Here is a 26,421-nt window from a genome sequence, read left to right on the forward strand (position 1 = left end):
CCTAGCTCGTAATTTTTACAAATGGACAAGAAGCCATCAAATCTTCTTTCAACTTTACAATTTTAGATTTCTCAGGTAAATTAAAAAGACTATTGAAAAGATTTATAAAATCTTCGATTTGATAGTTCGATTTAAAAACTGGAGCATCATAATTTATACACCCAACAGAATTATAATAATCCTTATATTTTATTGCATTTCCAAATGGCTTATTGGAAAATGGAATCCAGACAGCGGGTACGCCATAGGCATGAGGTACAATTAATCCATGTAGAGAGGAAGAAATAATCTTTTCACAACTCAAAATTTCATCGGTTGTTTTCTCAATGCTATTGGTCATTAAATCTATAATATTAATTTCCGTGTTTTTTGAGAACAATTGAATAATCTGATTATAATCAGTATAATGTGGAATTATTCCTAGTTTAAATTTCTTTTTAACCTGTGGTATATAAAAATTCGGCAAGAGTATCGCAGGGTCTCCATATACCTCTGGACAATCATAGCCTAAATTAATTAAATAATTGCGTGTTTCAGGGCCCCTTACGGCGCGAAAATCTGCATTAACCACTTTTTGCTCAAAATCTATAATACCACTTCCCCAAATTATACTGTTTTTATTAGCATGGTGGATAATACTACCTGCTGCAAGATAATTTCGATTATTTAATTTATACCATGGTTGTTTTTTGGGATGTACCCATTTGACCTGCTTTTCAGAGATTTTTTCAACAATATATTTAGACAGCAAATCTCCATAATTCTCTTTATGCTTACCCATCAGTCGGGTTTCACTCCACCAGAAAAGGGGTATATTATTATTTTTAGGCATACTTGTCTCTTGTCTGAAAATAAAATTTATCGAGTTATAAAGTTACGTTCCGTATAATTTGGGTTTGATAAATTGGTGCTGCCCCAACCATTCGTTGAATGATTTTATGGAATATAGATTCCTTGAAAATGGATCTATTGATCCTGTAACAAAACTCATTAAAATAAGCTTGGACGTGCTTTTTGCTTATGTGGGAGGGTATCGTCCTCAACCATGACTTGATCTGTCCTATAACAGTGTGCAGTTCTTTGAAATTCCTGCCCTTGTTGCTGGGCACTTGTTCTATGTCATAGTCTTTGGCAATTGGGTTGTATCCCCGCCAGCCGTCAGTGGTTACCTTTGCATCCTTGGCAATGTGCTTCTCGAACAAGGGTTTCAAGGATTTAGAGGAGTAATCTTGGATGAACCTTATGTAAGCCCTTTTTATCTTATTGTCCTCAGTGAGTTCCACGGCGATCGCCGCTTTTTTTTTCTTGGTGTCATAGCTGCGCCCTTGCTTGCCGTCCTCTCTCCCACCTACCACGAACTCGTCCACATGAACCCTACCGGTCAATAAGTGTTGTTCACTGCTCTGCATGGTATCGCGTACCTTCTGCATAAAGAACCATGCCGTGGTCTGGCTTATCCCATACCGCTTTCCAATCTGGATACTGGACATGCCCTTGGTAGTGGCAGTCATTTCAAAAACGATAAAGAAAGCCTTGCGAAGCCCGAACTTTACCTTATGGAACAGGGTGTTGGCCGTTGCGCTCTCCACGTTTCCACAGGAATAACAATGATATTTATGACCGGCTTTTCCGCATCCTTTGGTATGGCTACATTTAGGACAAATAAACCCATCACACCACTTTTCTTGCGCCAAATATGCCTTACAGGAATCATCATCGGGGAATTCTTTTGCAAAGTCCAGTATATTTTCTCCTTTAAATATCTCCATAGTGCCTATTTTAGTGATTTAATATACGGTGTTTAAATTAATAACTCAAAAAATTTAAATCGTCCTTTTAAAAGTTTAGAGAAAATTTCTGATTTCCATTTTTTCACTTTTTAAGCATCTAACTTACACATTTCGACTGCGCTCAATGTGAGGTAGAATTTCAACTTTCCGCTTTTCACTCTTCACTTAATTATACAGTATCTATAAAATTCTTTTCAGTTCTGTTAAATATTATAAGTCCAAAAAGGAATAAAACCAGGGAGATAATAAGCGTATAAAAGAAACCGGACCAGGTAAATATTCCGGTATCAAGAATCATAAATCTAAATCCTTCAATGATCTGAGTTAAAGGGTTATATTTAACTAACCAGGCCCATTCCGGCATTTTTTTAGAAACTTCGCTAAGCGGATATGGTACTGCCGAAAAGTACACCAATAAAGAAGTTGCAAAACCAACTAATACAGTGAGGTCACGATATTTGGTGGTAAAGGCCGAGATCGTCATCCCCAATCCAAGACCTAACAGCGCCATCATTAAAACGTAAACCGGAAATAAGAGCAGGTTTGAATTAGGACTTATATTTGTACCATTCCAAATTAGATATAAATAAACAATTATTAGAACTCCCATTTGAATCCCGAACTTAAATAGATTTGTGATCACATTAGACAATGGCATTATAACCCTGGGAAAATACACTTTTCCAAAAATACCTGCATTTGCGCGAAAGGTATCAGATGTACCAGTAAAACACTGAGAAAAATAATTCCATGCGGTGATTCCTACCAGGTTGAAAAGAAAGGGAGGCACCTTGCCGGTAGGAATATTTGCAATATTATTAAATACCAGGGTAAAAGTGACCGCAGTAAAAAGCGGCTGTATAAAATACCATAGGGGTCCCAAAATGGTTTGCTTATAAACCGTAACTATATTTCGCTTTACAAAGAGTAGAAGAAGATCTCTATATCTCCAGATCTCCACGAAATTGAGGTCTATCAGTTTCCGCTTAGGGGTTATTTCGTATAGCCAGTCGTCTTGGTTCGCTTTGTTCAATGTTTGGTGTTTGGTGTTTGGTGTTTGGTGTTTGGTGTTTGGTGTTTGGTGTTTGGTGTTTGGTGTTTGGTGTTTGGTGTTTGGTGTTTGGTGTTTGGTGTTTGGTGTTTGGTGTTTGGTGTTTAAAACCAACTAATCTTTTTTTAATTTGACACCTTTTAAACCAGATTTTCTTAGGTAAAACATGAATGCACCCATGTTATTTTTCAACTTCATCACATTTGACAGATAAATTCTCGAACTGAGCTTTAGAAATAAGCTTTTTGTCGTAAGCTCCATATAATTGGGATTTTAATTCGGTAGCCGATTCTTTTGAATAACTTAAAAAGTTATGAAATTCCTGGTTTCCGCCTCTACCAAAACCTTCAGCAATATTGTCCATTCTTGATTCTGAACTTTTTTCCATCTGATTACGCAATTGAAAATTTTTACCGAAATCAGTTTCGATAAAGATTGTTTCTACTTTTTGACAAATAATTTGGGGTAACTTCCAACTTTCAATATCCTCAAATCTTTCAATCTTACCTATAATTCAACCATAAACTATAAACAACAAACATTTGTTCACTCAAAATTTCTCATAAATTTTTTCCAGGACGTTTTCAGCTGATGCATGCGGGAAGGAGTGGCCCCATAATATCCTTTCGCATATCGATTGTAACCGTAACCATAACCATAACCATAGCCATAGCCATAGCCATAGCCATATTTTGCGCTATGAACAAAATGGTTTAAGACAAAACTTATGTTTTTGATCTCTTCCTTTTTAAACTTTTCATTAATCGTTTCAAGCATGCCCCGCTTCGTATAATCCTGCCTTATAAGGTAAAGTGTGGCATCGGCAAATTTCACCAAATTCAATGCATCGGCAACCATACCTATTGGTGGGGTATCTAAAATTATATAATCGTATTCTGCTTTTAACTTATTCATTAATTCGTCCATCTTTTCAGTCATCAATAACTCCGATGGATTTGGCGGAACAGGCCCGGAGGTAATAACATCAAGATAGGGTATTTCACTGTGCTGAATAATTTCATCGGCGGTTGCCTGATCGATCATATAATTCACAATCCCCAAATCATTGTTTAGTTTAAAATCATCAAATATCTTTGGTTTACGTAAATCTACCCCAACCAGGACCGTCTTCTTTTCGCTTAACGCGAATACCGTAGCCAGGTTCATGGCACAGAAGGTCTTTCCTTCCCCGGAAACTGAAGAGGTGATTAACACGGTTTTTGAACCGGTAACCCCCTGGCGCTTATAAAGGAATTGGAGACTGGATCGCACACCTCTAAAGCTTTCGGAAACAGAGGATTTTGGAGCATTAAATACAGCTAGATTGGTATCCGACTTATTTTTACCTACTAAACCTATTATTGGAATTGGAGATAAGCGGGTAATTTCCTGGGCATTATGAATATTGGTATTAAGAAAAACCAGTAGAAAGACAAAAGTCAGGGGAATAAGTCCGCCGGTAAGCACAGCCATGACATAGTTAAGTTGGGTATCTGGTCCTATACGCCCACCTCCTGTATCTTTGGCATTATCAATTATTAAAACATCACTTACATTGGCCGCTTTTACCAAACCTGCCTCGCTCCGTTTTTCCAGAAACATATTATAGGTACGCTCATTTATGGCATACTTTCTTTGTATCCTTAAAAGATCCTGTTCATCTTGCGGAAGTTTTTTTACTTCACCCTCGATCCTGGAAATCCGACCGTTAATATCCCTTATTTCATTATTCAGTAGTCCTTTAGAGGACTGAATATTTTCAAGAATTATAGCTTTTATCGAGTTTATTTGTCGGTCTATATCATCGAATATAGGGGAATTATCCCTCAAGGTATATTCATAATTACGTCTTTCCTCGGCAAGACTGATAATCTTTGATACCCCACTGGAAATACTACCTTCATCGATTCCTGCTACAGAAGGTGCAGGGACATTGGAATAATCTTCCCTGTTTTGTAAATAGTCTTCCAGGTTTTCGTAATATTTTAGTTTCCTGCGGATTTGTTCTTTGTTTAAATCCAAGTCTGCAAGTCTGCTAGATAACTGCCCGCTTTCTGCTGAAATTTCCATGACAGAATTCTCTTTTTTGAAAGCGTTCAATTCATCCTGTACAATTTTTAGGGTATCCTGTTGTGCGGTTAGTGTACTGTCTATAAATCTAATTGTTTTGGTCGCAAATAAGTTTTTACGTTCCAGCATATTATTGCTCAATACCGCCACAGTACCATTCAAATAATCCACAATCCTGGCTTTATTTAAATTGGTCATGGATAAGCGAAGCACTGAAGATCCATTTCCCTGAGGGGCAACACTTACACCCCTATACCTTCCCACAGTGCCGTCAAATCCCCCAAAACTGATATAAAACTTTTTACCAATTTGTATAGGTTGATTTGTCCTTTGGAAAATACCTGAGAAAAAGGGAAGTTTAATATGTTCCCCTATTTTAAAATCACGATTAAATTTGTTGGCCTCCATTAGCCTGGTATCGGTCTCTTTACTTCTATAATTGGTTCGTGCAAGATTGTTAGGAATATCGGCTTGTATATTAAATGAATTCTCATCTAACATAGAAACCGTCATGGTAACATTATTGGCCTGAAATGCCGCGGTATCTGCCTCTACTTTAAATGGAGTTTTACCATAGGCATCTACCCGCTGATATTCGCCGTCTTCCAGATAGTTAATATAATACTGCAGCTTTTCAACAACTTCTTCATTATGCGAACGGGAATTTAAGATAGTTATAGCAGTGCTTACTTTATCGCTCGTCCCCCCCCAATTGAAAGTTAAACTGGTATTAGAAGTGAAAAATGGATTTTGATCGTCTTTTATCGAGATCATATTATCCAAACGATAAACCGGGAGCTTACGAACATTATTGTAATAAGCTACGGAGAGGCTTATCCCAATCGATAGTAAAATCAATTGCCAGTAACTTAAAATTTTCAGCAGAAAACCCTTAAAATCAAAGGTCGAACCTACATCGGATATGTGATCATCTTCATGCGCCATTATCTTGTCGTTAGAAAGTAAATTGAAGTAGCTAAGGTAATAAGACTTATTACGGTTCTAAAAACTTCAAGCCCGCTAGTTCCAAGACCCAACGCTTTTCTGGGTAATGGATTTACCACGATCATGTCATTGGGTTGTATATAGTAATAGGGACTATTTAAAGCATCTAAATCTGTTACATCTATCGTATGTACTTCTTCCCCATGGGGATATTGCCGAATGATCTGGACTTTTTCCCGATCTCCATAATCTGAAATTCCACCGGCATTGGCGATGGCTTCCATAATAGTGAGCTGTTCTTTGTAGACTACCTGACTACCCTGACTTATTTCACCTAATGTAGTATATCGAATTCCGGCAAGCTTTACGGTCACAAAAATATTCGCTTCTTCTCGAAAATATTCTTCCAGTAGTTTTTTTTCTATTTTTTCACGGACTTCTTTTTCTGTAAATCCTAAGACATTCATCTCCCCCATGGTGGGAACACGAATATTACCATGTTCGTCTACAGTGAAGCCGTCAAAATAAACCGCCTCCTCTGTTGTAGCATTGGGATTTTCACTTCCAATAGGATTGAACATTCCAACAATATTCTGGTCCAGTGCTTTCACTCGAATACTTAGAAGGTCCCCAACCTGAATACGATAGGGATTACGCAAACGCTGTATTTGTACAATGCTATCTACTTCTTCCCCGTAGTCCTGTAGATAAGACATTTGTTTAGTAGAAACACAGGAGGTTAGGGCTAGTAGGACAGCGAATAAAAACAAAAATGATTTAAATCGCATAAAGGGCTTCACATAGTTTTAACAAATATAGTTTTTACAGGCAAATAATAAAATAATGTAAAGGATTTCTCATTGATTTGTATTTTCTGTAATTCTGGAGTCGGTAGTTGGTAGTCGTTGGTCGGTAGTTGTTAGTTGGTAGTTGTTGGGCTGACACATTTTCCAGCCTCCAGCCTCCAACTTCCCAATTTTAAACTTTTAAACTTCATTAGAGACGTTATTGCGAGCAAAGCGAAGCAATCCCATTTTTTAAACTCAACTTAAAGAGACTGCTTCAGTCGCTATGCTCCTTCGCAGTGACGTGAAACCAGGTTCCGGATTTCAGATTTTTGATTAAAGGTATATTTCAAATTTTCAAATTATTACATTTTCAAATTGATGTATTAATACATTCCAACTTTCCAAGCCCGAAGATGTGTTATTACTTTATTCCTGATAACTTTGCCGCCGAGATCTTCGCAGTGAAGAGTGAAGAGAAATTAATTACATTATACATTTTTCAACACCCCACAGACTAACGACTAACGACAGATAATAAATGAATTACCTTTCAGTTGAAAATATTGCCAAAGCCTACGGAGAGCGCGAGCTTTTCCAAAATATTAGTTTCGGAATTAATAAGGATCAAAAAGTAGGTTTTGTGGCCAAAAACGGCACCGGAAAAACCAGCCTGCTCAATATTCTTTCTGGAAAAGACTCCCCCGATACCGGCCAGGTGATTTACCGAAATGATATTCGGGTTGCTTTTTTGTCGCAGGAGCCAGATTTGGATCCCACCTTAACCATTGAAGAAAGCATATTTTCCAGCGATAATCCCACACTCAAAGTAGTGGCACAATATGAAAAAGCCTTAGAAAATCCAGATGACGCAAATGCGCTTCAAAAAGCGATGGATGCCATGGAAGCTAACCATGCCTGGGACTTCGAAACGGAATACAAACAAATTCTTTATAAACTCAACCTGGAAGATCTGCATGCGGAAGTCAAAAATCTTTCCGGAGGCCAGAAAAAACGTCTTGCCCTGGCCCGAATGCTGCTTAAAAAACCTGATTTTATTATTCTGGATGAACCTACCAACCATCTGGACCTGGACATGATCGAGTGGTTGGAAGACTATTTCAAGAATCAAAATTTCACCATTTTTATGGTTACCCATGATCGTTATTTCCTGGAAAGGGTTTGCAACGAGATCATCGAACTGGAAGAGGGGAAACTCTATACTTACAAAGGAAATTATTCGTATTACCTCGATAAGAAAGAAGAAAGACATCAACTGGAAGATACCAATACAGATAAGGCACAGCAGCTCTACAAAAAGGAATTGGATTGGATGCGCAGGCAGCCAAAGGCGAGAACCACTAAGTCTAAGTCCCGAATTGATGATTTTCACGATATAAAACATCGGGCCAGTCAGCGCAGGCAGGATCATAAAGTTCAGCTGGAACTGAATATGGAACGACTGGGGAGCAAAATCGTGGAACTTCACAATATTTCCAAGGAGTTAGGCGGAAAACAACTGATAAAAAACCTCAGTTACACGTTTCAAAAAGGCGAACGAATGGGGATCATCGGTAAAAATGGAACCGGGAAATCTACCTTCCTTAACATGTTAACGGGCAACTTACAACCCGATACCGGAAAGATCGTCATTGGCGAAACTGTGAAATTTGGTTATTATACGCAGAAAGGGATTAAAATTAAACCCGGTCAAAAAGTGATTGAGGTGATCAAGGAGTTTGGGGATTACATTCCGCTTAAAAAAGGCCGACAAATTTCCGCGGAACAGCTCCTGGAACGCTTTCTATTCAATCGCAAAAAACAATACGATTTTGTTGAAAAACTGAGTGGTGGTGAAAAAAAACGGCTTTATCTCTGTACGGTGCTAATTCAGAATCCAAATTTTCTAATTCTGGATGAACCCACCAACGATCTTGATGTTTTGACCCTGAATGTTTTGGAGAATTTTCTCCTCGATTTTCCGGGATGTATTATCGTAGTTTCTCATGATCGCTATTTTATGGACAAAATAACCGATCATCTTTTTGTTTTTGAAGGACAGGCTGAAGTAAATGATTTCCCCGGAAATTATTCCGATTATCGGGAATATTTACAATCTAAGCCTAAACCGGACAAAACTTCTTCTGAAGAAAATAATACAAAAGAGGACAAAAAAGAATATAAAAATAATGCCGGGGCCAACCTAAGTTATGCTGAAAAAAAAGAGTTTAGCAAACTGGAAAAGGAAATTGCCACTTTGGAGAGGAAAAAGGAAACTATTCAGAAAAAATTTCTGGAAGATCTGAGTACTGAAGAAATTGCCGCGGAATCTAAAAAATTAAGTGAGGTGGAAAATAACATCGAGTCCAAAACTGAAAGATGGTTTGAGATCATGGAAAAAATGGAATAATAACACTAATGTCATCACGGGCGAATGACGAATTCTTTGTCACATTGAGCGGAGTCGAAATGTGCAAGCAGGATTTCGGTAAATTGGTTATTGCTAATTGATCATGAGATTCCTCTCTTCGTTCGGAACGACTATTTAAGTTAGTCTTTAGTTTTATTCGTCATCGCAAGCGCAGTCGAAGCATATTTTCATTCTTTTCTTTTTCCATTGCTGAAAAAGAAACAAAAAAGCTAGTCTGCAGTTTCTCGTTCAAAAACTTATGTTAGGTGTCTAAATGGGTAAGCTTATAATAAAAAACAAATTTTATATCGAATTCGAGAGGAAAGGATTACCAAATCCACCAATATATGACCAGCGTCATATAATAGATAGAAAAGCTTGAACATCTTTGCCCATAAAAAACAAATATTTCATGCAAATATCATCACCCCATAATTTTCACATTCCCGTAATGGGCCTGGCATATTCCATAGATTCCCCCATAAAAGTGGCCTGTTATGGTATAAATTCGGCTATATCTATCATAGAAGATAATTTAATGGAAGCAATGCGGAAGCATTACACCCAGAAAAACGGTGAAGCTTATACTTCTATAGGCATCAAAGAAGAAGATTACCGGGTAAAACGAATCACCAGTTATTTGAACCTAATGCAAAAACTGGTAAACACTGAATTTGAAAAAATTAAGGCTTCTACTTTTACGCTGGGTTCAGATCTCATGAAGTATTTTGAGATGCTTCCAGATACCGGGGAACTCAAAAAAACATTTCAAAAGTTTTTGCTTACAGAAAATCCTTCCGAAAAGGAAAACCTGGAAAATATACTCAAAGAAAAAATGAGGCCCGGCGCTATTGAAGTCAATATAATGACCAAAGTGGACAAGGACAATCTGGGTAAAGAGGATCTCCCTATACCTAATGCTTCAGATGCTCTAACCGCTTTAAAAGCCTATGCCACGAGTGATTTAAACAATTCATCCATTATTTTCTCCGCGGGAATGAACCCAAGATTGTTCAATTATATGGAGGATTTTAGGGAATTTGACGCGATAGCATGGGGACATTTTCATAAAAAAGTAGTGATAAAAGTAAGCGATTACCGGTCGGCACTTATCCAGGGTAAATATTTGGCCAAAAAAGGAATTTGGGTAAGTGAATTCAGGATTGAATCTGGACTGAACTGTGGCGGCCATGTGTTCGCCACCCAGGGATTACTGATGGGCCCGATTTTAAATGAATTCAGAGAAAAAAAGGAAGAACTTCAGGAAAATCTTTTCAGTTTATACAACCCGGCAATAATTGAAAAAGGGAAACAGGACTTTTCTAAGCCCCACCCTATAAAAATCACCGTACAGGGTGGGATTGGCACCTCTGATGAAGATAATTTACTGCACAGTTATTATAAAGTGGATAGTACAGGCTGGGGAACACCATTTTTGCTATGTCCGGAAGCTACTACGGTAGATGAGGAAACATTGCAATTGCTGATAAACTCTAAAGAAAAGGATGTTATAAGGAGCCAGTCTTCTCCGCTTGGGGTTGGTTTTAATTATTTAAAAGGTACCAGCGCAGAAACCGAAAGGCTCAACCGCATCGAAAAAGGCGCTCCCGGGAGTCCGTGTACCGAGAAATTTTTGGTTTCCAACACCGAATTTACCAAAAAGCCAATCTGCACCGCTTCCCGAAAATATCAAAAATTGAAGCTAAAGCAACTGGAAGAAAGTAATTTGCCTGATGCAGAGTACCAGCAACAAAAAGAAGATTTGCTTAGTAAGGAATGCCTCTGTGTAGGATTAAGTAACGCGGCCCCATTGAAATATGAAGTACCATTCCTGAAAAAACAAAAGGCAGTTACTATATGTCCCGGTCCCAATATTATAAATTTCTCAAAAGTTTCCACTTTACGTGAAATGACTGACCATATTTACGGCCGCTCCAACCTTATGCATCAAACAGGCAGGCCCCACATGTTTGTTAAGGAATTGGAACTTTATATCGATTTTCTTGAACAGCAAATTGCCCGTACACAAAATCCTGATAAACGAATGCTTAAAAACTGGGAAACATATTGTAATAATCTTTTAGAGGGAATAGGTTATTATCGGGAATTGTTGAAAAAAGAAGTCCTGGACAGCAATCAGGAAGCATTTGAAAAATCTTTGGAAGTTGCCGAATTAACAGTTTGCAATACCAAAACAACTTTGTTTAAAAAAGTCATTTAAATTTCATATAATATGGAAGAATTAATTAAACAATCTGTAACCAGGGCTATGAGCTATGCTGAATATAATTTGCTTTTTAAACAACTGGTAACTGAAGGAAGAACCACTGGGGAGCCTAGTTCAGAGAAAATCAACTATACGAAACTCAATTTTAGCCGAAGTAAACGTTTGGATAAAACCATAAAACTTTCAGAAGGGCAAAGGCAATGTTTTCAGGAAATCAATGAAAAGCAAACCTGGCTGGTGATCACCGAACCCTGGTGTGGTGATGCCGCCCAAAGCCTTCCTTTCTTCAATAAAATTGCTGAAAATTCAGAGAAAATAGAACTAAAAATAGTTTTACGCGATGAGAACCCCGAACTTATAGATGCTTTCCTCACCAAAGGATCGCGTTCTATCCCCAAGCTCATTATTCTTGATAAAAACTATCACCTAATCGATTATTGGGGGCCGCGCTCCAAAGCCGCGACCCAAGTGGTAGATGCCTATATTCAGGAACATGGCGCCATAGATGATCAGCTTAAAACAGATCTTCAGGTTTGGTACAACAAAGATAAAGGAAATGCCATCCTGCAGGAAATGATGTTTTGTGAAATGAGGTCTGAAACTATATAAACAAAGAATAAGTTTTTTATTTTACATAGAGGACTTTATTGCCGGATATGTAGAAAATAATGATATTGTCCGGGCATACATTTTTAAAGCACTAAATCGAATTAAATTATGGATGATAAAAAACCTTTAAAACGTCACGAAGCCTTGAAACCGCTTAGCCGCCAACATCATTTTGGTTTGCTATTTTCTTGGAAACTGCGCAAAGGATTTGCAGGAAATATTTCTGTAAATCGGTTAAAAGCTTATGCAGACTGGTTCTTTGTGCATGAAATCGAACCGCATTTTAAACTGGAAGAAGATCATATTTTTCCAATTTTAGGCGTCAGGGATGCACTAATAGTGCGTGCTTTAAAAGAACACCGTCGTATTGAACGCCTTTTTCACGATCAGGACAATCCCAAAAATTCCCTAAGTCTTTTAGAAGAAGAACTGGAGGCACATATCCGCTTTGAAGAACGAGTCTTGTTTGCTGAAATCCAAAAAGTGGCTACACAACAGGAACTCAAAAAAATTGAGGAAATACATTTCGAGATAGGATCTAAAGAAGAATACATGGATACATTCTGGGAAAAAAATTAAACAGAAAAAAATTTATTCTTATTTCGGACAAATTTGTCATTTTATGATAAAGATCATATTTTACATTCCAGGTGTTGTAGAAATTTGAAATAAATACTAAAAATTATAAATCTGTAATATGGAAAATTTAATAGAAAAACCAATCGGACAAATTGTAGCAGAAGACTACCGAACCGCGCAAATTTTTAAAAATCATAAAATCGATTTCTGTTGCCAGGGAAACAGGAGCATCCAGGAGGCTGCAGAGAAAAGTAAAATAGAGGCTCAAGTGCTTATCAACGAAATTAATGCGATTCAGCAGGAAGTAAAAAAAGCCACGGTTGATTATAAAACCTGGCCTTTAGATCTTCTGGCAGATTATATCGAGAAAAAGCACCATCGTTATGTAGAAGAAAAAATTCCGGTATTAAAGCCTTACCTGGAAAAATTGTGCAGGGTCCACGGGGAGCGTCATCCTGAACTGTTTGAGATCACAGAACATTTCAACAAATCTGCTGGCGAACTTGCAGCGCATATGAAAAAGGAAGAAATCATCCTTTTCCCCGCAATTCGTAAAATGGTGCAGGCAAAACAGACCGGAAACAAGCTGGAGAAACCACATTTTGGAACCGTGCAAAACCCCATACAAATGATGATGATGGAACATGAAACCGAAGGGGAACGCTTTAGATTGATCGATGATTTAAGCAATAACTACACCCCTCCCCAGGACGCCTGTAACACCTATAGAGTAACTTTTGCCTTACTTCAGGAATTTGAAACCGATCTTCACCAACATATACATTTAGAAAACAACATCCTGTTCCCAAAATCTGCAGAACTGGAAAAAGAGCTTAATAGCGAAAAATAGAATATACACTTAAATTTATCTGGTTTTATCCCGTATAGCTGTCGGCACCTGATAGGTTTTCTTATTAAAAAATCATCCTCATCTAAAATTAATTTTTATGTCTAAAGAAAAAAAACTTTGGATTGCTTTTGCGTTTATTGTTAGTGTTTCCTTTGCCGTTCTGGGTTATTACGGTTTTGAGATTTACCAAAAAGCGCCTCCAATGCCCAGTCAGGTTGTAAGTTCAGATGGTACGGTGGTTTTTGAAGGACAGGATATTAAAGATGGCCAGAATGTATGGCAGAGTATGGGGGGCCAGGAAGTAGGCTCTATTTGGGGGCATGGGGCCTATACCGCCCCGGACTGGACTGCAGACTGGTTACACCGGGAAGCATTGTATATCCTGAATCACTGGTCCGAGGAGGAATACTCGATATCCTATGAAAATCTTGGCAGTGAACAGCAAGCGGGGCTGGAACGGCGGTTGCAGATAGAAATGCGCGAAAACACCTATAATGAAGCCGATAACACAATCACTATTTCCCCAATTCGAGCCGAAGCAGTGGAATATTTGAATAGCTATTACAAAGGCTTGTTTATGGAGAATCCCGAGTTGGATGAGCTTCGGAATAATTATGCCATTCCCAAGAATTCGATAAAGGATGAAACCAGGATGCGACAAATGACCGGGTTCTTCTTTTGGGCTTCCTGGGCGGCCATCACAGAAAGGCCGGGATCTGATGTTACCTATACACATAACTGGCCACCAGATGATCTTATTGGCAATAAAGCTACGGGGGATCTGCTCCTTTGGACAGGTTTTAGCATTATCCTGCTTCTCTTTGGTATTGGAATGATGATCTTTTACCACGCCCGGATGAAGGAGGAAGAGCAGCCGGAAAGGCCGGTCGAAGATCCTTTAATGCGGCAATCAATTACCCCGTCTATGCTCGCCGTCAAGAAATACCTATGGGTGGTGAGCCTGCTTATTTTGGTGCAGGTAACCTTTGGAGTGGTTACCGCCCATTATGGTGTGGAAGGCGATGCTTTTTATGGCTTTAAATTAGCCGACATATTGCCTTATTCAATTTCGAGGACCTGGCATGTGCAACTGGGAATTCTTTGGATCGCGACGGCCTGGCTGGCCACAGGTCTTTATATTGCCCCGGCGGTTTCCGGGAAAGATCCAAAATATCAAAAATTTGGGGTCAATTTCCTTTTTATCTGCCTGCTTATTATTGTACTTGGGTCCATGGCCGGACAGTGGATGGGAGTAATGCAAAAACTTGGGCTGGCTGAAAATTTCTGGTTTGGGCATCAGGGCTACGAATATGTTGATCTTGGCCGTTTCTGGCAAATCTTTCTGCTGGTAGGATTATTTGTTTGGCTCGCACTTATGGTAAGGCCACTTTTACCGGTAATTAGAAGCAAAACTTCAGAAAGGAATTTATTGATCATGTTTTTGGTTTCTTCCGCAGCTATTGCGTTGTTTTATGCAGCCGGTTTGATGTGGGGTCGCCAAACCAACCTGGCCATAGCCGAATACTGGCGCTGGTGGGTGGTGCACCTTTGGGTAGAAGGCTTTTTTGAAGTTTTCGCTACGGTGGTTTCGGCTTTTCTCTTTGTAAGGCTAGGATTATTACGTACCAAAACCGCAACCCTAAGCGTTCTTTTGGCAACTATCATTTTCTTATCTGGTGGGATATTGGGAACCTTCCACCACCTTTATTTTAGTGGCACCCCTACCGCGGTCATGGCTCTTGGGGCCACCTTCAGTGCCTTGGAAGTTGTTCCGCTGGTATTAATTGGCTATGAAGTTTACGAAAATTATATGCTTAGCAAGGCGACCCAATGGCTTAAAGACTATAAATGGCCTATTTACTGCCTCATCGCCGTCGCCTTCTGGAATTTTCTGGGTGCAGGGATTTTCGGGTTTATTATTAATCCGCCTATAGCCCTGTACTATATGCAGGGATTGAACACTACCGCCGTTCACGCCCACACCGCATTGTTCGGGGTTTATGGAATGCTGGGGATTGGACTGATGCTTTTTGTACTGCGTAGTTTATACCGGGTTAAAATTTGGAACAACAAATTGCTGAGTTTTAGTTTCTGGTCCATAAACATCGGTTTACTATTGATGGTGTTGTTAAGCGTCCTCCCAATTGGCTTACTGCAAACCATAGCCAGCGTGAATGAAGGAATGTGGTATGCCCGTTCCGCAGAATTTATGCAGCAACCCGGCATGGACACACTACGATGGCTACGGGTAATAGGAGACACTATTTTTGCCATTGGGTTAATAGCTTTTGTATGGTTTGTATTTACCATAAACCGGAATAAAGAAATCCCAATAGAGAAAAAGTAGGGGTTTTAAAAAAGAAGGGGGCAGTTTTAAAATCTAAATTATGCGGGAAAATCAGAGCCTGTAATTTGTTAGATTTAAACTGCTCCTTTTTATATTTACATCGAATAATTCTGAAAATTTTATCTATTGGTGCAGCTCTTAAAAAAACATACCAACATTGCCCTGGCCTATTTTCTGCTAGTGGGTTTAATGGGCGTTTTTTTGAGGTTATTCTATATTTTTCCTATTCCGGCAAATTACGGGTTTATAGTGCATGCGCATTCCCACGTCGCCCTACTGGGCTGGGTGTATATAGCGCTGGTCACCCTAATCTATAAGCTCTATTTATCGGAAACCGGAAAATCACGTCTCTATAGACGTATTATCTGGTTCACCAATATTTGTATTATAGGCATGCTGCTTAGTTTTCCATTTCAGGGCTACGCATTTATATCTATAATTTTCTCCACGCTGTTTCTTATCGCCACGTATTGGCTGGCCTGGTTTATCTTTAAACATATTCCCAAAAAGTATAAAAAAGCTAATTCCTATGTATGTATAAAGGCTTCAATTTGGTATATGATTTTATCCAGCATTGGGCCGTGGGCGGTTGGGGGTGTTATGGCCACCCTGGGCAAGGCTTCTGTCTGGTATAAGCTCTCAATCTACTTCTATTTGCACTTTCAATATAACGGCTGGTTTATACTGGCGCTCATCGGAATCTTGTTTTACATAATGGAACAGCTTTCTGTTAAAACAGACCGGAAACAGTTCCGTAGCTTCTTTCTACTGCTCAACATCAGCATCATTCTAAGCTTTTTCCTTTCGGTATTATGGACAAAACCACCCGTTATTTTTTATATCCTGGCGGCAGTGGGCGCCATAGTACAGATGCTTGCATTCTATTATTTCTTCAGAATTCTTCACGACGCATGGCCGGTTTTTAAAAAGAAGCTATCCCCGAGGGTGCTGAAACTTTTAAAGCTTAGCGGACTTTTATTGACAGTTAAAATTCTATTTCAACTCCTAAGCGCGCTCCCCTATTTTGCCAACCTGGCCCTTCTTTATAAAGATTTCGTGATTGGTTATTTGCATTGGACTTTTCTGGGAGTGGTGAGCCTGTGCCTGTTCGCATTTCTGGAACACTTTAAATTGGTAAGACTTAATTGGCAAATATTGATCTTATACCTTATAGGCTTTATCTTTTCTGAATTACTAATTTTTTATAGAGGCATGCAACTCTGGCTAAGATGGCCTTCTTTTGCTGAATACCCTGTACTGTTAACCATAATAAGCGCATTGATCCCACTGGCCGTGGGTATTTTATTGGTGAAAAATTTGACTTCTAATACTAAGTTTTGAAATTGCCAATTTTATGATAATCTCTAAAGAGCTCTTTACTATTTCTATAATTCTGAATATTTCAGAAAATGAAATTCAGCCTTAGATTGGAAAATTAAAGTTAGATTTCTTATTTATGATAACTTTGTCCGAAATAAGAAAATAACCTACCTTTGAAATAATTATAATTCTAAAATAAATGTTTTCAAAAGCCTGTGAATATGGTATTAAAGCCAGTACTTATATAGCACTACAATCCCTGGAAGGAAAACGGGTAAGCCTTAAAGAGATTGCAAGCGAAATTGATTCGCCCGTGGCTTTCACCGCTAAGATATTGCATCAATTGGCCAAGAACGATATTTTGGAATCTGTCAAAGGTCCATATGGCGGGTTTCAAATACAGAAGGAAAGAATTGATGCTATTAAGCTAGCCGATATTGTTTATGCAATAGATGGCGACTCAATTTATAAAGGTTGCGCCTTAGGCTTTAATGAGTGTAATGCTAAGCAGCCCTGCCCCTTACATGACAAATTTGTTGGAATTCGGGATGAACTTAAACATATGCTTGAAAATACAAGTTTATATGAACTTGCATCTGGATTGGAAGTAGGCTTAACTTATTTGAAACGATAAGAGTTTTATAATAAAATTTCTTAAAACTGACTATCCCCGAGGCAAGCCGTAGAGGTATTTAAAATAAATGACAAAAAGGTCTTAATATCTGTTTTATGAAAATATTCCATTTTATAATTTTCATTTTCACGCTGGTCTTACCGGGTATTATCCATGCCCAGGGCAAAAATGTTTCTACAGAGAGCTGGATAACCAGCCCGGGCATTTTAGGCACAATCGTACTAATTACGATTGTCCTGGTGGTGGCCATCATTATTTTTCTAACCCACATCAATTCATATCTGGATGCAATTAAAAAGAGACAGGAGGTTAAAACACGAACGGCATTTGATGATGAACTAGTTGCTTTAGAAGAGAGTCATATTGATACCATTCTTGAAAAAAGAAAAGCTGCACTTCACTATAAACTAAAGGGAAATGAGTTAAGCGGAGACAATGAAGTATTCGATAAAAAAGGTTTGATTCAAAAAATTACGAACGATCCCAATAATGCCTATTTTGACGAAAAAAAGAAAACTTCCCTTAGTCTGGAAACCCCGGAACCCCTTAAAAAAATTGTGATTTATTACATAGGGGCTGCTATTTGTTGGTTGGTACTGGGAACCCTGATAGGACAATATTTGGGAATGAAATTTATATGGCCCGAAATGGATAACCAGTCCTGGCTTTCTTTTGGAAGGTTACGCCCTGTACATACCAATATGGTGTTTTGGGGTTGGTCTTCCCTGGCTATGATTGGTTTGGGCTATTTTGTGATCGCCCGTACCTCCAATACTATAATCCATAGCTATAAATGGGCCTGGCGGGCATGGATACTTATCAATTCTTCTGTAATACTGGGTAGTATTTTTTTAATGGCCGGGATTAATAACGGGAGTGGTGAATATCGTGAATATATATGGCCGGTAATGCTGCTCTTTGCCATCGCCCTGGTGATCACTTTTTTTAATTTTTACAAAACTGTTGCCCATAGAAAAATTTCAGAAATATACATCTCCAACTGGTTTATTCTCGCTTCTTTGGTTTGGACTATTGTTCTGGCCATTATAGGCTATTTGCCTTTTTATCAGAATGGTCTGGGAGAAACCGTAATCCAGGGCTATTATATGCACCAGGGGGTGGGAATGTGGTTTATGACCTTCACCCTGGGCCTGGTATATTATTACTTACCCTCAGCCTTAAACAAACCTATTTATTCCTATTCCCTGGGAGTGTTGGCTTTTTGGACCCAAATGCTTTTTTATACGATGATTGGGACGCATCATTTTGTATTTAGTCCCCTACCCTGGTGGTTACAAACAACCGCCATTGTATTTAGTGCGGGAATGTTTATTCCGGTGGTGGCTGGTACCACTAATTTTTTAATGACGATGAAAGGGAGCTGGAGCCATATTTCCAAAAGTTATGTATTGCCTTTTTTTCTGGTTGGTACCCTGTTTTATTTTGTAGGCTCTACCCAGGGAAGTTTCCAGGCATTTCGTTTTACCAATTATGTATGGCATTTCACCGATTTCAATGTGGCCCATTCCCACATGACGATGTATGGAATAATAGCATTTTTCTTATGGGCCGCGATCTACGCCATTCTACCAAAATTGACCGGGAAAGAACCACCTCAGGTATTGGTGGGAGCACATTTTTGGATGGCATTTATCGGCCTTTTTGCCTATATGGTTTCACTTATGGTAGGTGGCACCTATAAGGGGTTAAGTTGGATAGAAGGAAATGCGTTTATTGAGTCTGTAATATTGATGAAACCCTATTGGGTATGGCGGGCTATTGGTGGTTCGCTTATGTTTACGTCCCATCTCATTTTTGCGTATAATTTCTATTACATCGTTAAAAACCGGAAACAGGTTCTGGTATCCGAAGCCACAAAACCTGTAGAAGAGATTACTGTTTAATATAATTTTTAAAAATGCTCAATTTTCATAAAGAACATAAAAACCTGGTGCTTGCAGCGCTTATCATATTTGTGGCTTTAAGCATTCTTGTGGCAATCGTTCCTGCGTATCAAATGCAGGCCACAGTTCCAATACCATCGCAAGAAGCATTGACAAGTCAGCAAGAAAAAGGATTGCGGGTTTATGTTTCTGAAAACTGTGCTGCCTGTCATACCCAACAGGTACGTGGTATTGAAATGGATAATATGTGGGGTGACCGGCCTTCCCTCCCATCAGATTATTATTACAGCAAACAGCGCCTGGATGTATGGAGGCAATCCCCATCAGTTTTGGGAAGTGAACGTACGGGCCCGGATTTGACAAATATTGGCGCACGGCAACCCAGTGATGATTGGCATTTAATGCATTTATATAATCCGCGTTCGGTAGTTTCAGAATCTATCATGCCGTCCTATTCCTGGTTATTCAAAGAAGTAGACAGTACTGCGGTTACCGAAGAAGATGTTGTGCTCTCTATTCCAAAAGAATTTTTTAATAAACCCGGGAAAAAAATCATAGCATCCCAGGAAGCCTTAGACCTGGTAGCTTATTTAAAATCTTTGAAACAAACAGAGTTACCCGATGGAAGTGTTCCACAATTTATCCCGGCCTTAAAGGAAATACAAACCGGAAATATGGGCGACGGCAACACTGGTACCGGTCCTAATGGTGCAAAATTATATAATGCCACCTGTGTTGCCTGCCACCAGGCGAATGGGAAAGGAGTTCCCGGAGCCTTTCCTCCCCTGGCTGGCAGCGGATTTGTAAATGATGAAAACCCGGAAATGCTAATTAAAATTATCCTCCAGGGATATGACGCAAGAAGTGAATTTGCAGTGATGCCCCCTTTTGCCGATCAGCTTTCCGATGCTGAAGTTGCGGCCATTGCAACCCACGAGCGGAGTAGCTGGGGTAATGACGCCCCTGCGGTTACAGAAGAAGATGTGAAAAAAATAAGGGATTACATCAACAATGAATTAAACCAATAGAAAATGAAAAAGTTCACTCTTCTATTAACGGCAGTGTTTTTATTAAGTTTTGATTTTGCCATTGCATGTGAGCTGTGTAAAAAAAATCAGCCCAAAGGTTTTGAGAATATTACCCATGGTGCCGGTCCATCCGGAACATTGGATTACATAATCATTTGGTCTGCAATTATCATTGTGGGGATCACTCTTTTTCTAAGCGTCAAATATCTCATAAAACCAAAAGAGAACAACCCGGGACATATTAAAAACATTGTGAAAAACGAAGGATTTTAAAAATGGAAGACCATAGGATCATAAAAGTATTTCTGGATGATGACCCAAAGCCATTTGCCGCTTTTGCGCCACCGGTAAAATTCGTATTTGACAGTACTAAAATACCTGATGGCAAGCATACGTTAAAAATTGTGGCCAAATCCTCCAACGGAGTTGAGGGGATTCGGGAAATTCCTTTTGTAGTGCGAAATGGCCCGGCAATTTCGGTTGTGGGTTTAATTGAAAATGAAATAATAGATACCCAAATCCCTATTACCATCAATGCCTATGGGAGCGAGACCAACGATTTTTTTGTGATTCGGGGCTCTGAAACACCAAAAGCCATTCCTGCCTGGGTGTGGGCGCTGTTAATTATATTTCTGGCTTTCGGACTATTCTATATAATCATGTATTGGAGCCCGGAACTTTATAAATCATTTTTTTAGCTATATATAACCCGGATGGCAGATCAAACATCCTGAGCAAGTCTCAAAAAACCCATAAACGAGGAAAAAAATTAAAGATTAATGCAAAAAGATATTTCAAATATTGACGATATTAAGGAACTGGTAGACACCTTCTATGCTAAAGTACAGCAGGATGAACTCATGGCAGGAATTTTTAACCAGGTGATTGAGGATCGATGGCCCAAACATTTAGAGAAAATGTACACTTTTTGGCAAACGGTGCTTTTGGGGGAACATACCTATTACGGGGCGCCATTTATGCCCCACATCAACCTTCCGGTGAGTAAAAAGCATTTTGACCGGTGGCTGGATTTGTTCTATGAAACCCTGGATGAACTTTTTGATGGTGAGAAAGCGGATGAAGCTAAATGGCGCGCAACCAAAATGGCCGAAATGTTCCAGTTTAAAATTGCCCATTATCAACAAACCAATTCGAAACCTTTGATATAATAATCCCTATAAAAATACGGTAGCGAGGATTTTTATTTCTTCGGAAACAAGCTTTTTAAAATTTAAATATGTCGCGTATAAATCAGAAAATAGCACAAAAATATAGCGAATTAGGCGAGAATCCTGAAACCTATTTAGAAGGGCTATTGCATTCCAAACCAATCAATTATTGGGATTACATTGAGGTGGAAACACTTTTATCCCTGCAAAGGCCGCGCACCAATTTTAAAGATGAAGAGATCTTTATTATGTACCATCAAATGACCGAGCTTCTTTTAAAAATGCTGCTTCACGAAATTAAACAACTTGTTGAAACCGATAGTTTTTCCGAAGAAATATGGCTGGATAGAATTAACAGGATGAACCGCTATGTAAGCATGCTCATTACCTCTTTTGATATTATGAAAGATGGAATGGATTATGAGGATTATAACCGGTTTAGAACTGCCCTGGCCCCCGCAAGTGGGTTCCAAAGCGCACAGTTTAGATATATTGAAATTTATTGCACCAGGCTGGAAAACCTGGTAAAACAGGAAGAAAAAAAACACTTGCCTGGCTCCCCTTCCATAGAAGATTATTTTGAAAATATTTATTGGAAAGAAGCCGGTATCAACAAAAAAACGGGTAACAAAACCCTGACTATGCTTCAGTTTGAAGAAAAATACCTCGACAGCTTAATTACAATAGCCAAGAAAGTCCAAGGTCAAAGCCTGGAAGAAAAATTTCTGAGGCTTAAAAAGCCTACTGAAGCATTACAAAAAAAGTTCTTGAAGTTCGATAAACTTTACAACATAGAATGGCCCCTGGTACACCTTAACACCGCGCAACATTATCTTGACAAAAAAGGGGAAAATAAAGCGGCCACCGGAGGTTCAGAATGGAAAAAATATTTGCACCCTAAATTTCAGCAGCGAAAATTCTTCCCTTCGTTGTGGACAAAAGAAGATTCGTTAGAGGAAGAAAAAATAAAGATATAGATATGGAAAAGATACAAAAACCCGAATTAACGCCCCTGGATAAAGGAAGTGCTTTAAAAACATTGCAGGTAACTGCCTTAACGGGAATGAGAATGCCACCGCACCATACCACCAAAGAAGCTGTAATTATTGTTCAGGAGGGCGAAGCTCTATTAAAAATGCCTAATGTAGACCATAGGTTAAGGCAGGGAGCTGTATTTATTGTCCCGGCCGGGGCAGAACACAGCCTCGAGATTATACAGGATTTTAAAGCCATTGCTATCATGGCAACAGATTCTGAAATAAATTTCAACCAATAAATAATGCTAAAACCAACCTAAAAATTTGATGTATGCATTTCTAAAAAATAGAAATCTAAAAACCAATCATGAGCAAGAAATTAAAAATCAAGACAAAGCGGGTTTATGACGATGTAGCGAACAACGATGGTTATAGGTTGCTCGTCGATAGAATCTGGCCGCGGGGCGTATCAAAGGAAGATGCGCAATTAGATGAATGGAATAAAGATCTGGCACCTTCAGATAAACTTCGAAAATGGTTTGATCACGACCCGGACAAATTTGATGAATTTACCAAGCGCTATAAAAAAGAACTAAAAGACAAACAAGAAGATTTGGAGCGCATTAAAGAAATGGCGCAAGACAAACGGGTATGTCTTTTATACGGGGCAAAGGACGAAAAACATAACCAGGCGGTGATTTTAAAAGAGGTATTGAATGCCTTATAAAATCGTCATAATACAAAAAATAGAGAACAGCTGCTGATAGAAACCTAAAAATTAACAACTATGTCCAACGATCCATTCCAAACCCTGAAATCATTTAAATTAAAAGGGGATAATCTAACTTATTTCAGCCTACAAGAATTGGAGAAGCAAGGACATAAAATAAAGTCACTTCCCTTCTCAATTCGCATATTATTAGAAAATGCCCTGCGTAACTTCGATGGTTTCTCGGTAACCAAAGAACATATAGAAATCATCCTGAACTGGAAGCCGCAAGCATCAGAACAGGATATTCCTTTTAAACCTGCAAGGGTGTTAATGCAGGATTTTACCGGAGTTCCTGCTGTGGTCGATCTGGCAGCCTTAAGAGCAGAAGTTGCACGAAAAGGGAAAAATGCAGATCGTATTAACCCTCTCATCCCCGTAGATTTGATAGTAGATCACTCGGTACAAGTAGATTATTTCGGGACAAATTATTCCTATAAACGGAATATGGAAGAAGAATACAAACGCAACCAGGAACGCTACCAGTTTTTAAAATGGGCGCAGCAAAATTTTAATAATTTCAGTGTAGTGCCTCCGGGAATGGGAATTTGCCATCAGGTAAACCTGGAATATCTTGCGCAGGGAGTGGTAGAAAGGGATGGAAAAGTTTTTCCAGATACACTGGTAGGCACAGATAGCCATACCCCGATGGTAAATGGTATTGGAGTGGTTGGCTGGGGAGTTGGCGGAATTGAAGCTGAAGCCGCTATTTTAGGTCAACCCATTTATTTTATAATGCCCGAAGTGGTAGGCCTTAAACTCACCGGGAAATTACCTTTGGGCTCCACCTCTACAGATTTGGTTCTGAATATTGCCAATTTACTCCGAAAACACGGGGTGGTGGGCAAATTTGTGGAAGTTTTTGGACCCGGACTGGATCATCTTTCCGTTCCCGATCGGGCTACCATTGGAAATATGTCCCCCGAGTTTGGCTGTACCATTACCTACTTTCCTATTGATGATAAAACCCTGGATTACATGCGCCAGACGAATCGAAAGGAAGAACAGGTAAAATTAGTTGAAGAGTATTGCAAAATCAATATGCTATGGCGCAAAGATGAAGAAGAGATCGAATATTCGACAGTGGTAGAACTCGATGTTTCTACTATTGAACCAACCGTTGCCGGCCCTAAGCGGCCCCAGGACAAAATTCTTCTGAAGGATTTCAAAAATAAATTTATCGATCTACTCCACACTTCTTTTGGAAGGAAATATGTACATCCTGATAACAGGGAATTGGAAGATTCTATCAGCAGGTGGAAATCTGAAGGTGGAAATCAACCTGTTCCTCAACCTCCTTCTGCAAGGCCCGATACCAAAGTAGAAGCCGATAAAAATGCTCTTAAAACTGTTTGGATTACCCGCGGACAGGATAAATTCATGCTTTCAGACGGTTCGGTAGCTATCGCAGCAATTACTTCCTGTACCAATACCTCGAATCCGTTTGTGATGGTAGGTGCCGGTTTGGTAGCCCGAAAAGCCCGGGAATTGGGAATCGACGTTAAGCCCTGGGTAAAAACTTCCCTGGCACCTGGCTCTAAAGTGGTTACCGATTACCTGGAAAAAGCCGATCTGATGAAAGACCTGGAAGCACTTCAATTTCATTTGGTAGGTTATGGTTGTACTTCTTGTATTGGCAATTCCGGGCCCCTGCCCCCACAAATATCAAAAGCTGTAGATGAATATGATATAGTTGTGGCTTCAGTGCTTTCAGGGAACCGTAATTTTGAAGCACGGGTGCACCCACAGGTAAAAATGAATTTTTTAATGTCCCCAATGCTGGTTGTGGCCTACGCCATCGCCGGAAGGGTAGACATCGATATGCTGAACGACCCTATTAGTTACGATAAAAATCAGCAAGCCGTTTATCTTAAAGACATCTGGCCCACCAACGATGAGATCAATGAAATTTTAAGGAACGTGCTTTCCCCCGGTGATTTTGAAAAAAATTATGGGGAGATATTCGCCGGAAATGAAATATGGAGAAGCCTTCAGGTACCAGAAGATAAGGTGTACCAGTGGGATGCAAATTCCACTTATATCAAAGAAATTCCCATTTTCAGAAATATTTCTGAAAATCCGGAAGCTCTTCAGGATATAAAACAAGCAAAGGCTTTGTTGGTACTGGGCGATAGCATTACCACCGACCATATTTCCCCTGCAGGTGCTTTCAGTAAAAGTTCGGCAGCGGGAAAATATTTGTTAGAAAACGGCGTCGAGGAAAAAGCTTTCAATTCCTACGGCTCTCGTCGCGGAAATGATGAAGTAATGGTACGTGGCACCTTTGCCAATGTGCGAATCAAAAACCAACTGGCGGAAAAAGAAGGCGGATATACCCGCTATTTTCCTTCAGGTGAAGAAATGACAGTTTTTGACGCCGCCGAAAAATATAAAGAAGACAAAACCCCGCTAATTGTACTAGCCGGAAAAGAATATGGCAGTGGTTCCTCCCGGGACTGGGCTGCAAAAGGAACGTTTCTATTGGGTATTAAATGTGTTTTGGCCGAAAGTTATGAACGTATCCACCGCAGCAACCTTGTGGGCATGGGTGTGCTTCCACTTCAGTATAAGGAGGGCGAAAATGCAAAAAACTTAGGTGTTTCCGGGGAAGAGAGCTTCACTATTTTAGGCATTTCAGAAGGATTAGAACCGCGAAAAGAATTGCATGTAACCGCTGAAAATAAAGAAGGTGAAAGAATTGAATTTTTTGCTATTGCCCGATTAGATTCAAATATCGAAATAGAGTACTATCAAAACGGCGGGATTTTACAATACGTTTTACGCCAGTTTTTAGGTAAATAAAAATTTCTTGAAACCGACTATCCCCCCGAGGCAAGCCGTAGGGATATTTCACCGGTTTCATTTTGGCCTCTGGGCCAAAAACCGTCCCGAAAGCTTTCGGGATTGTATTTCCCCTCACCCAGAACTGCGAAAAAGCAATTCTGACCTTTGCATTC

The 26,421-nt window shown here is 39.4% G+C and carries 23 protein-coding genes; 17 read left to right on the plus strand and 6 right to left on the minus strand.

Features of this window, described 5'->3' with window-relative positions; translation table 11 throughout:
* Position 1 precedes the first annotated feature (1 nt).
* From DHD80_RS01695 to DHD80_RS01720, 6 genes are all read right to left on the minus strand, one after another.
* Complete coding sequence (locus DHD80_RS01695; RefSeq protein ID WP_251739146.1) at positions 2-781, minus strand: polysaccharide pyruvyl transferase family protein; 780 nt, start codon at positions 779-781, stop codon at positions 2-4.
* Between the two features lie 85 nt (positions 782-866).
* Positions 867-1,769 carry an IS1595 family transposase gene (locus tag DHD80_RS01700; RefSeq protein WP_251739147.1) on the minus strand — a complete coding sequence of 301 codons (903 nt, stop codon included), beginning with the start codon at positions 1,767-1,769 and terminating at the stop codon, positions 867-869.
* A 190-nt stretch (positions 1,770-1,959) separates the two neighbouring features.
* Complete coding sequence (locus DHD80_RS01705) at positions 1,960-2,823, minus strand: ABC transporter permease (protein ID WP_251739325.1); 864 nt, start codon at positions 2,821-2,823, stop codon at positions 1,960-1,962.
* A 199-nt stretch (positions 2,824-3,022) separates the two neighbouring features.
* A complete protein-coding gene (locus DHD80_RS01710; protein ID WP_347709947.1) occupies positions 3,023-3,355 on the minus strand; it encodes a four helix bundle protein in 333 nt (110 codons plus the stop codon).
* A 32-nt stretch (positions 3,356-3,387) separates the two neighbouring features.
* Positions 3,388-5,856, minus strand: a complete 2,469-nt coding sequence (locus DHD80_RS01715) for a tyrosine-protein kinase (RefSeq protein ID WP_251739148.1) — start codon at positions 5,854-5,856, stop codon at positions 3,388-3,390.
* Entirely contained in the window at positions 5,856-6,644 is a 789-nt protein-coding gene (locus DHD80_RS01720; RefSeq protein ID WP_251739149.1) for a polysaccharide biosynthesis/export family protein, read from the minus strand. Before DHD80_RS01720 ends, DHD80_RS01715 begins: the two co-directional genes overlap by 1 nt.
* A 538-nt stretch (positions 6,645-7,182) precedes the next feature.
* Between DHD80_RS01720 and DHD80_RS01725 the strand changes: the two genes are divergently transcribed.
* From DHD80_RS01725 to acnA, 17 genes are all read left to right on the plus strand, one after another.
* The gene (locus DHD80_RS01725) at positions 7,183-9,051 is read left to right on the plus strand and encodes an ABC-F family ATP-binding cassette domain-containing protein (protein WP_251739150.1); all 1,869 of its coding nucleotides are present in this window, start codon (positions 7,183-7,185) and stop codon (positions 9,049-9,051) included.
* A 412-nt stretch (positions 9,052-9,463) separates the two neighbouring features.
* Entirely contained in the window at positions 9,464-11,272 is a 1,809-nt protein-coding gene (locus DHD80_RS01730) for a hypothetical protein (RefSeq protein ID WP_251739151.1), read from the plus strand.
* Between the two features lie 12 nt (positions 11,273-11,284).
* Complete coding sequence (locus tag DHD80_RS01735) at positions 11,285-11,887, plus strand: thioredoxin family protein (protein WP_251739152.1); 603 nt, start codon at positions 11,285-11,287, stop codon at positions 11,885-11,887.
* Positions 11,888-11,995: 108 nt separating this feature from the next.
* A complete protein-coding gene (locus tag DHD80_RS01740) occupies positions 11,996-12,466 on the plus strand; it encodes a hemerythrin domain-containing protein (protein ID WP_251739153.1) in 471 nt (156 codons plus the stop codon).
* A gap of 118 nt (positions 12,467-12,584) precedes the next feature.
* Positions 12,585-13,316 carry an iron-sulfur cluster repair di-iron protein gene (gene ric, locus DHD80_RS01745; RefSeq protein ID WP_251739154.1) on the plus strand — a complete coding sequence of 244 codons (732 nt, stop codon included), beginning with the start codon at positions 12,585-12,587 and terminating at the stop codon, positions 13,314-13,316.
* Positions 13,317-13,413: 97 nt separating this feature from the next.
* On the plus strand, positions 13,414-15,663 hold the full coding sequence (locus DHD80_RS01750) for a nitric-oxide reductase large subunit (RefSeq protein WP_251739155.1): 2,250 nt from the start codon (positions 13,414-13,416) through the stop codon (positions 15,661-15,663).
* A gap of 129 nt (positions 15,664-15,792) precedes the next feature.
* Positions 15,793-17,004: a hypothetical protein gene (locus DHD80_RS01755; protein WP_251739328.1), complete on the plus strand. Its 1,212-nt coding sequence runs from the start codon at positions 15,793-15,795 to the stop codon at positions 17,002-17,004.
* Between the two features lie 178 nt (positions 17,005-17,182).
* On the plus strand, positions 17,183-17,617 hold the full coding sequence (locus DHD80_RS01760) for an Rrf2 family transcriptional regulator (protein WP_251739156.1): 435 nt from the start codon (positions 17,183-17,185) through the stop codon (positions 17,615-17,617).
* 95 nt (positions 17,618-17,712) lie between these two features.
* A complete protein-coding gene (locus DHD80_RS01765) occupies positions 17,713-19,521 on the plus strand; it encodes a cbb3-type cytochrome c oxidase subunit I (protein WP_251739157.1) in 1,809 nt (602 codons plus the stop codon).
* A gap of 14 nt (positions 19,522-19,535) precedes the next feature.
* Positions 19,536-20,549, plus strand: a complete 1,014-nt coding sequence (locus DHD80_RS01770; protein ID WP_251739158.1) for a cbb3-type cytochrome c oxidase subunit II — start codon at positions 19,536-19,538, stop codon at positions 20,547-20,549.
* Positions 20,550-20,552: 3 nt separating this feature from the next.
* Positions 20,553-20,822 carry a hypothetical protein gene (locus DHD80_RS01775; RefSeq protein WP_251739159.1) on the plus strand — a complete coding sequence of 90 codons (270 nt, stop codon included), beginning with the start codon at positions 20,553-20,555 and terminating at the stop codon, positions 20,820-20,822.
* A 2-nt stretch (positions 20,823-20,824) separates the two neighbouring features.
* Positions 20,825-21,247, plus strand: coding sequence for a cytochrome C (locus tag DHD80_RS01780; RefSeq protein WP_251739160.1), 423 nt, complete (start codon positions 20,825-20,827; stop codon positions 21,245-21,247).
* A gap of 81 nt (positions 21,248-21,328) precedes the next feature.
* Positions 21,329-21,718, plus strand: a complete 390-nt coding sequence (locus tag DHD80_RS01785; protein WP_251739161.1) for a group III truncated hemoglobin — start codon at positions 21,329-21,331, stop codon at positions 21,716-21,718.
* 68 nt (positions 21,719-21,786) lie between these two features.
* The gene (locus DHD80_RS01790; RefSeq protein WP_251739162.1) at positions 21,787-22,695 is read left to right on the plus strand and encodes a tryptophan 2,3-dioxygenase family protein; all 909 of its coding nucleotides are present in this window, start codon (positions 21,787-21,789) and stop codon (positions 22,693-22,695) included.
* 2 nt (positions 22,696-22,697) lie between these two features.
* On the plus strand, positions 22,698-22,994 hold the full coding sequence (locus tag DHD80_RS01795) for a cupin domain-containing protein (RefSeq protein ID WP_251739163.1): 297 nt from the start codon (positions 22,698-22,700) through the stop codon (positions 22,992-22,994).
* A 68-nt stretch (positions 22,995-23,062) separates the two neighbouring features.
* Positions 23,063-23,422, plus strand: a complete 360-nt coding sequence (locus tag DHD80_RS01800; protein ID WP_251739164.1) for a DUF488 family protein — start codon at positions 23,063-23,065, stop codon at positions 23,420-23,422.
* A gap of 60 nt (positions 23,423-23,482) precedes the next feature.
* Complete coding sequence (gene acnA, locus DHD80_RS01805) at positions 23,483-26,266, plus strand: aconitate hydratase AcnA (RefSeq protein ID WP_251739165.1); 2,784 nt, start codon at positions 23,483-23,485, stop codon at positions 26,264-26,266.
* Positions 26,267-26,421 lie beyond the last annotated feature (155 nt).

Origin of the sequence: Gramella sp. AN32 (assembly GCF_023718305.1) — a bacterium.
Classification (GTDB): domain Bacteria; phylum Bacteroidota; class Bacteroidia; order Flavobacteriales; family Flavobacteriaceae; genus Christiangramia; species Christiangramia antarctica.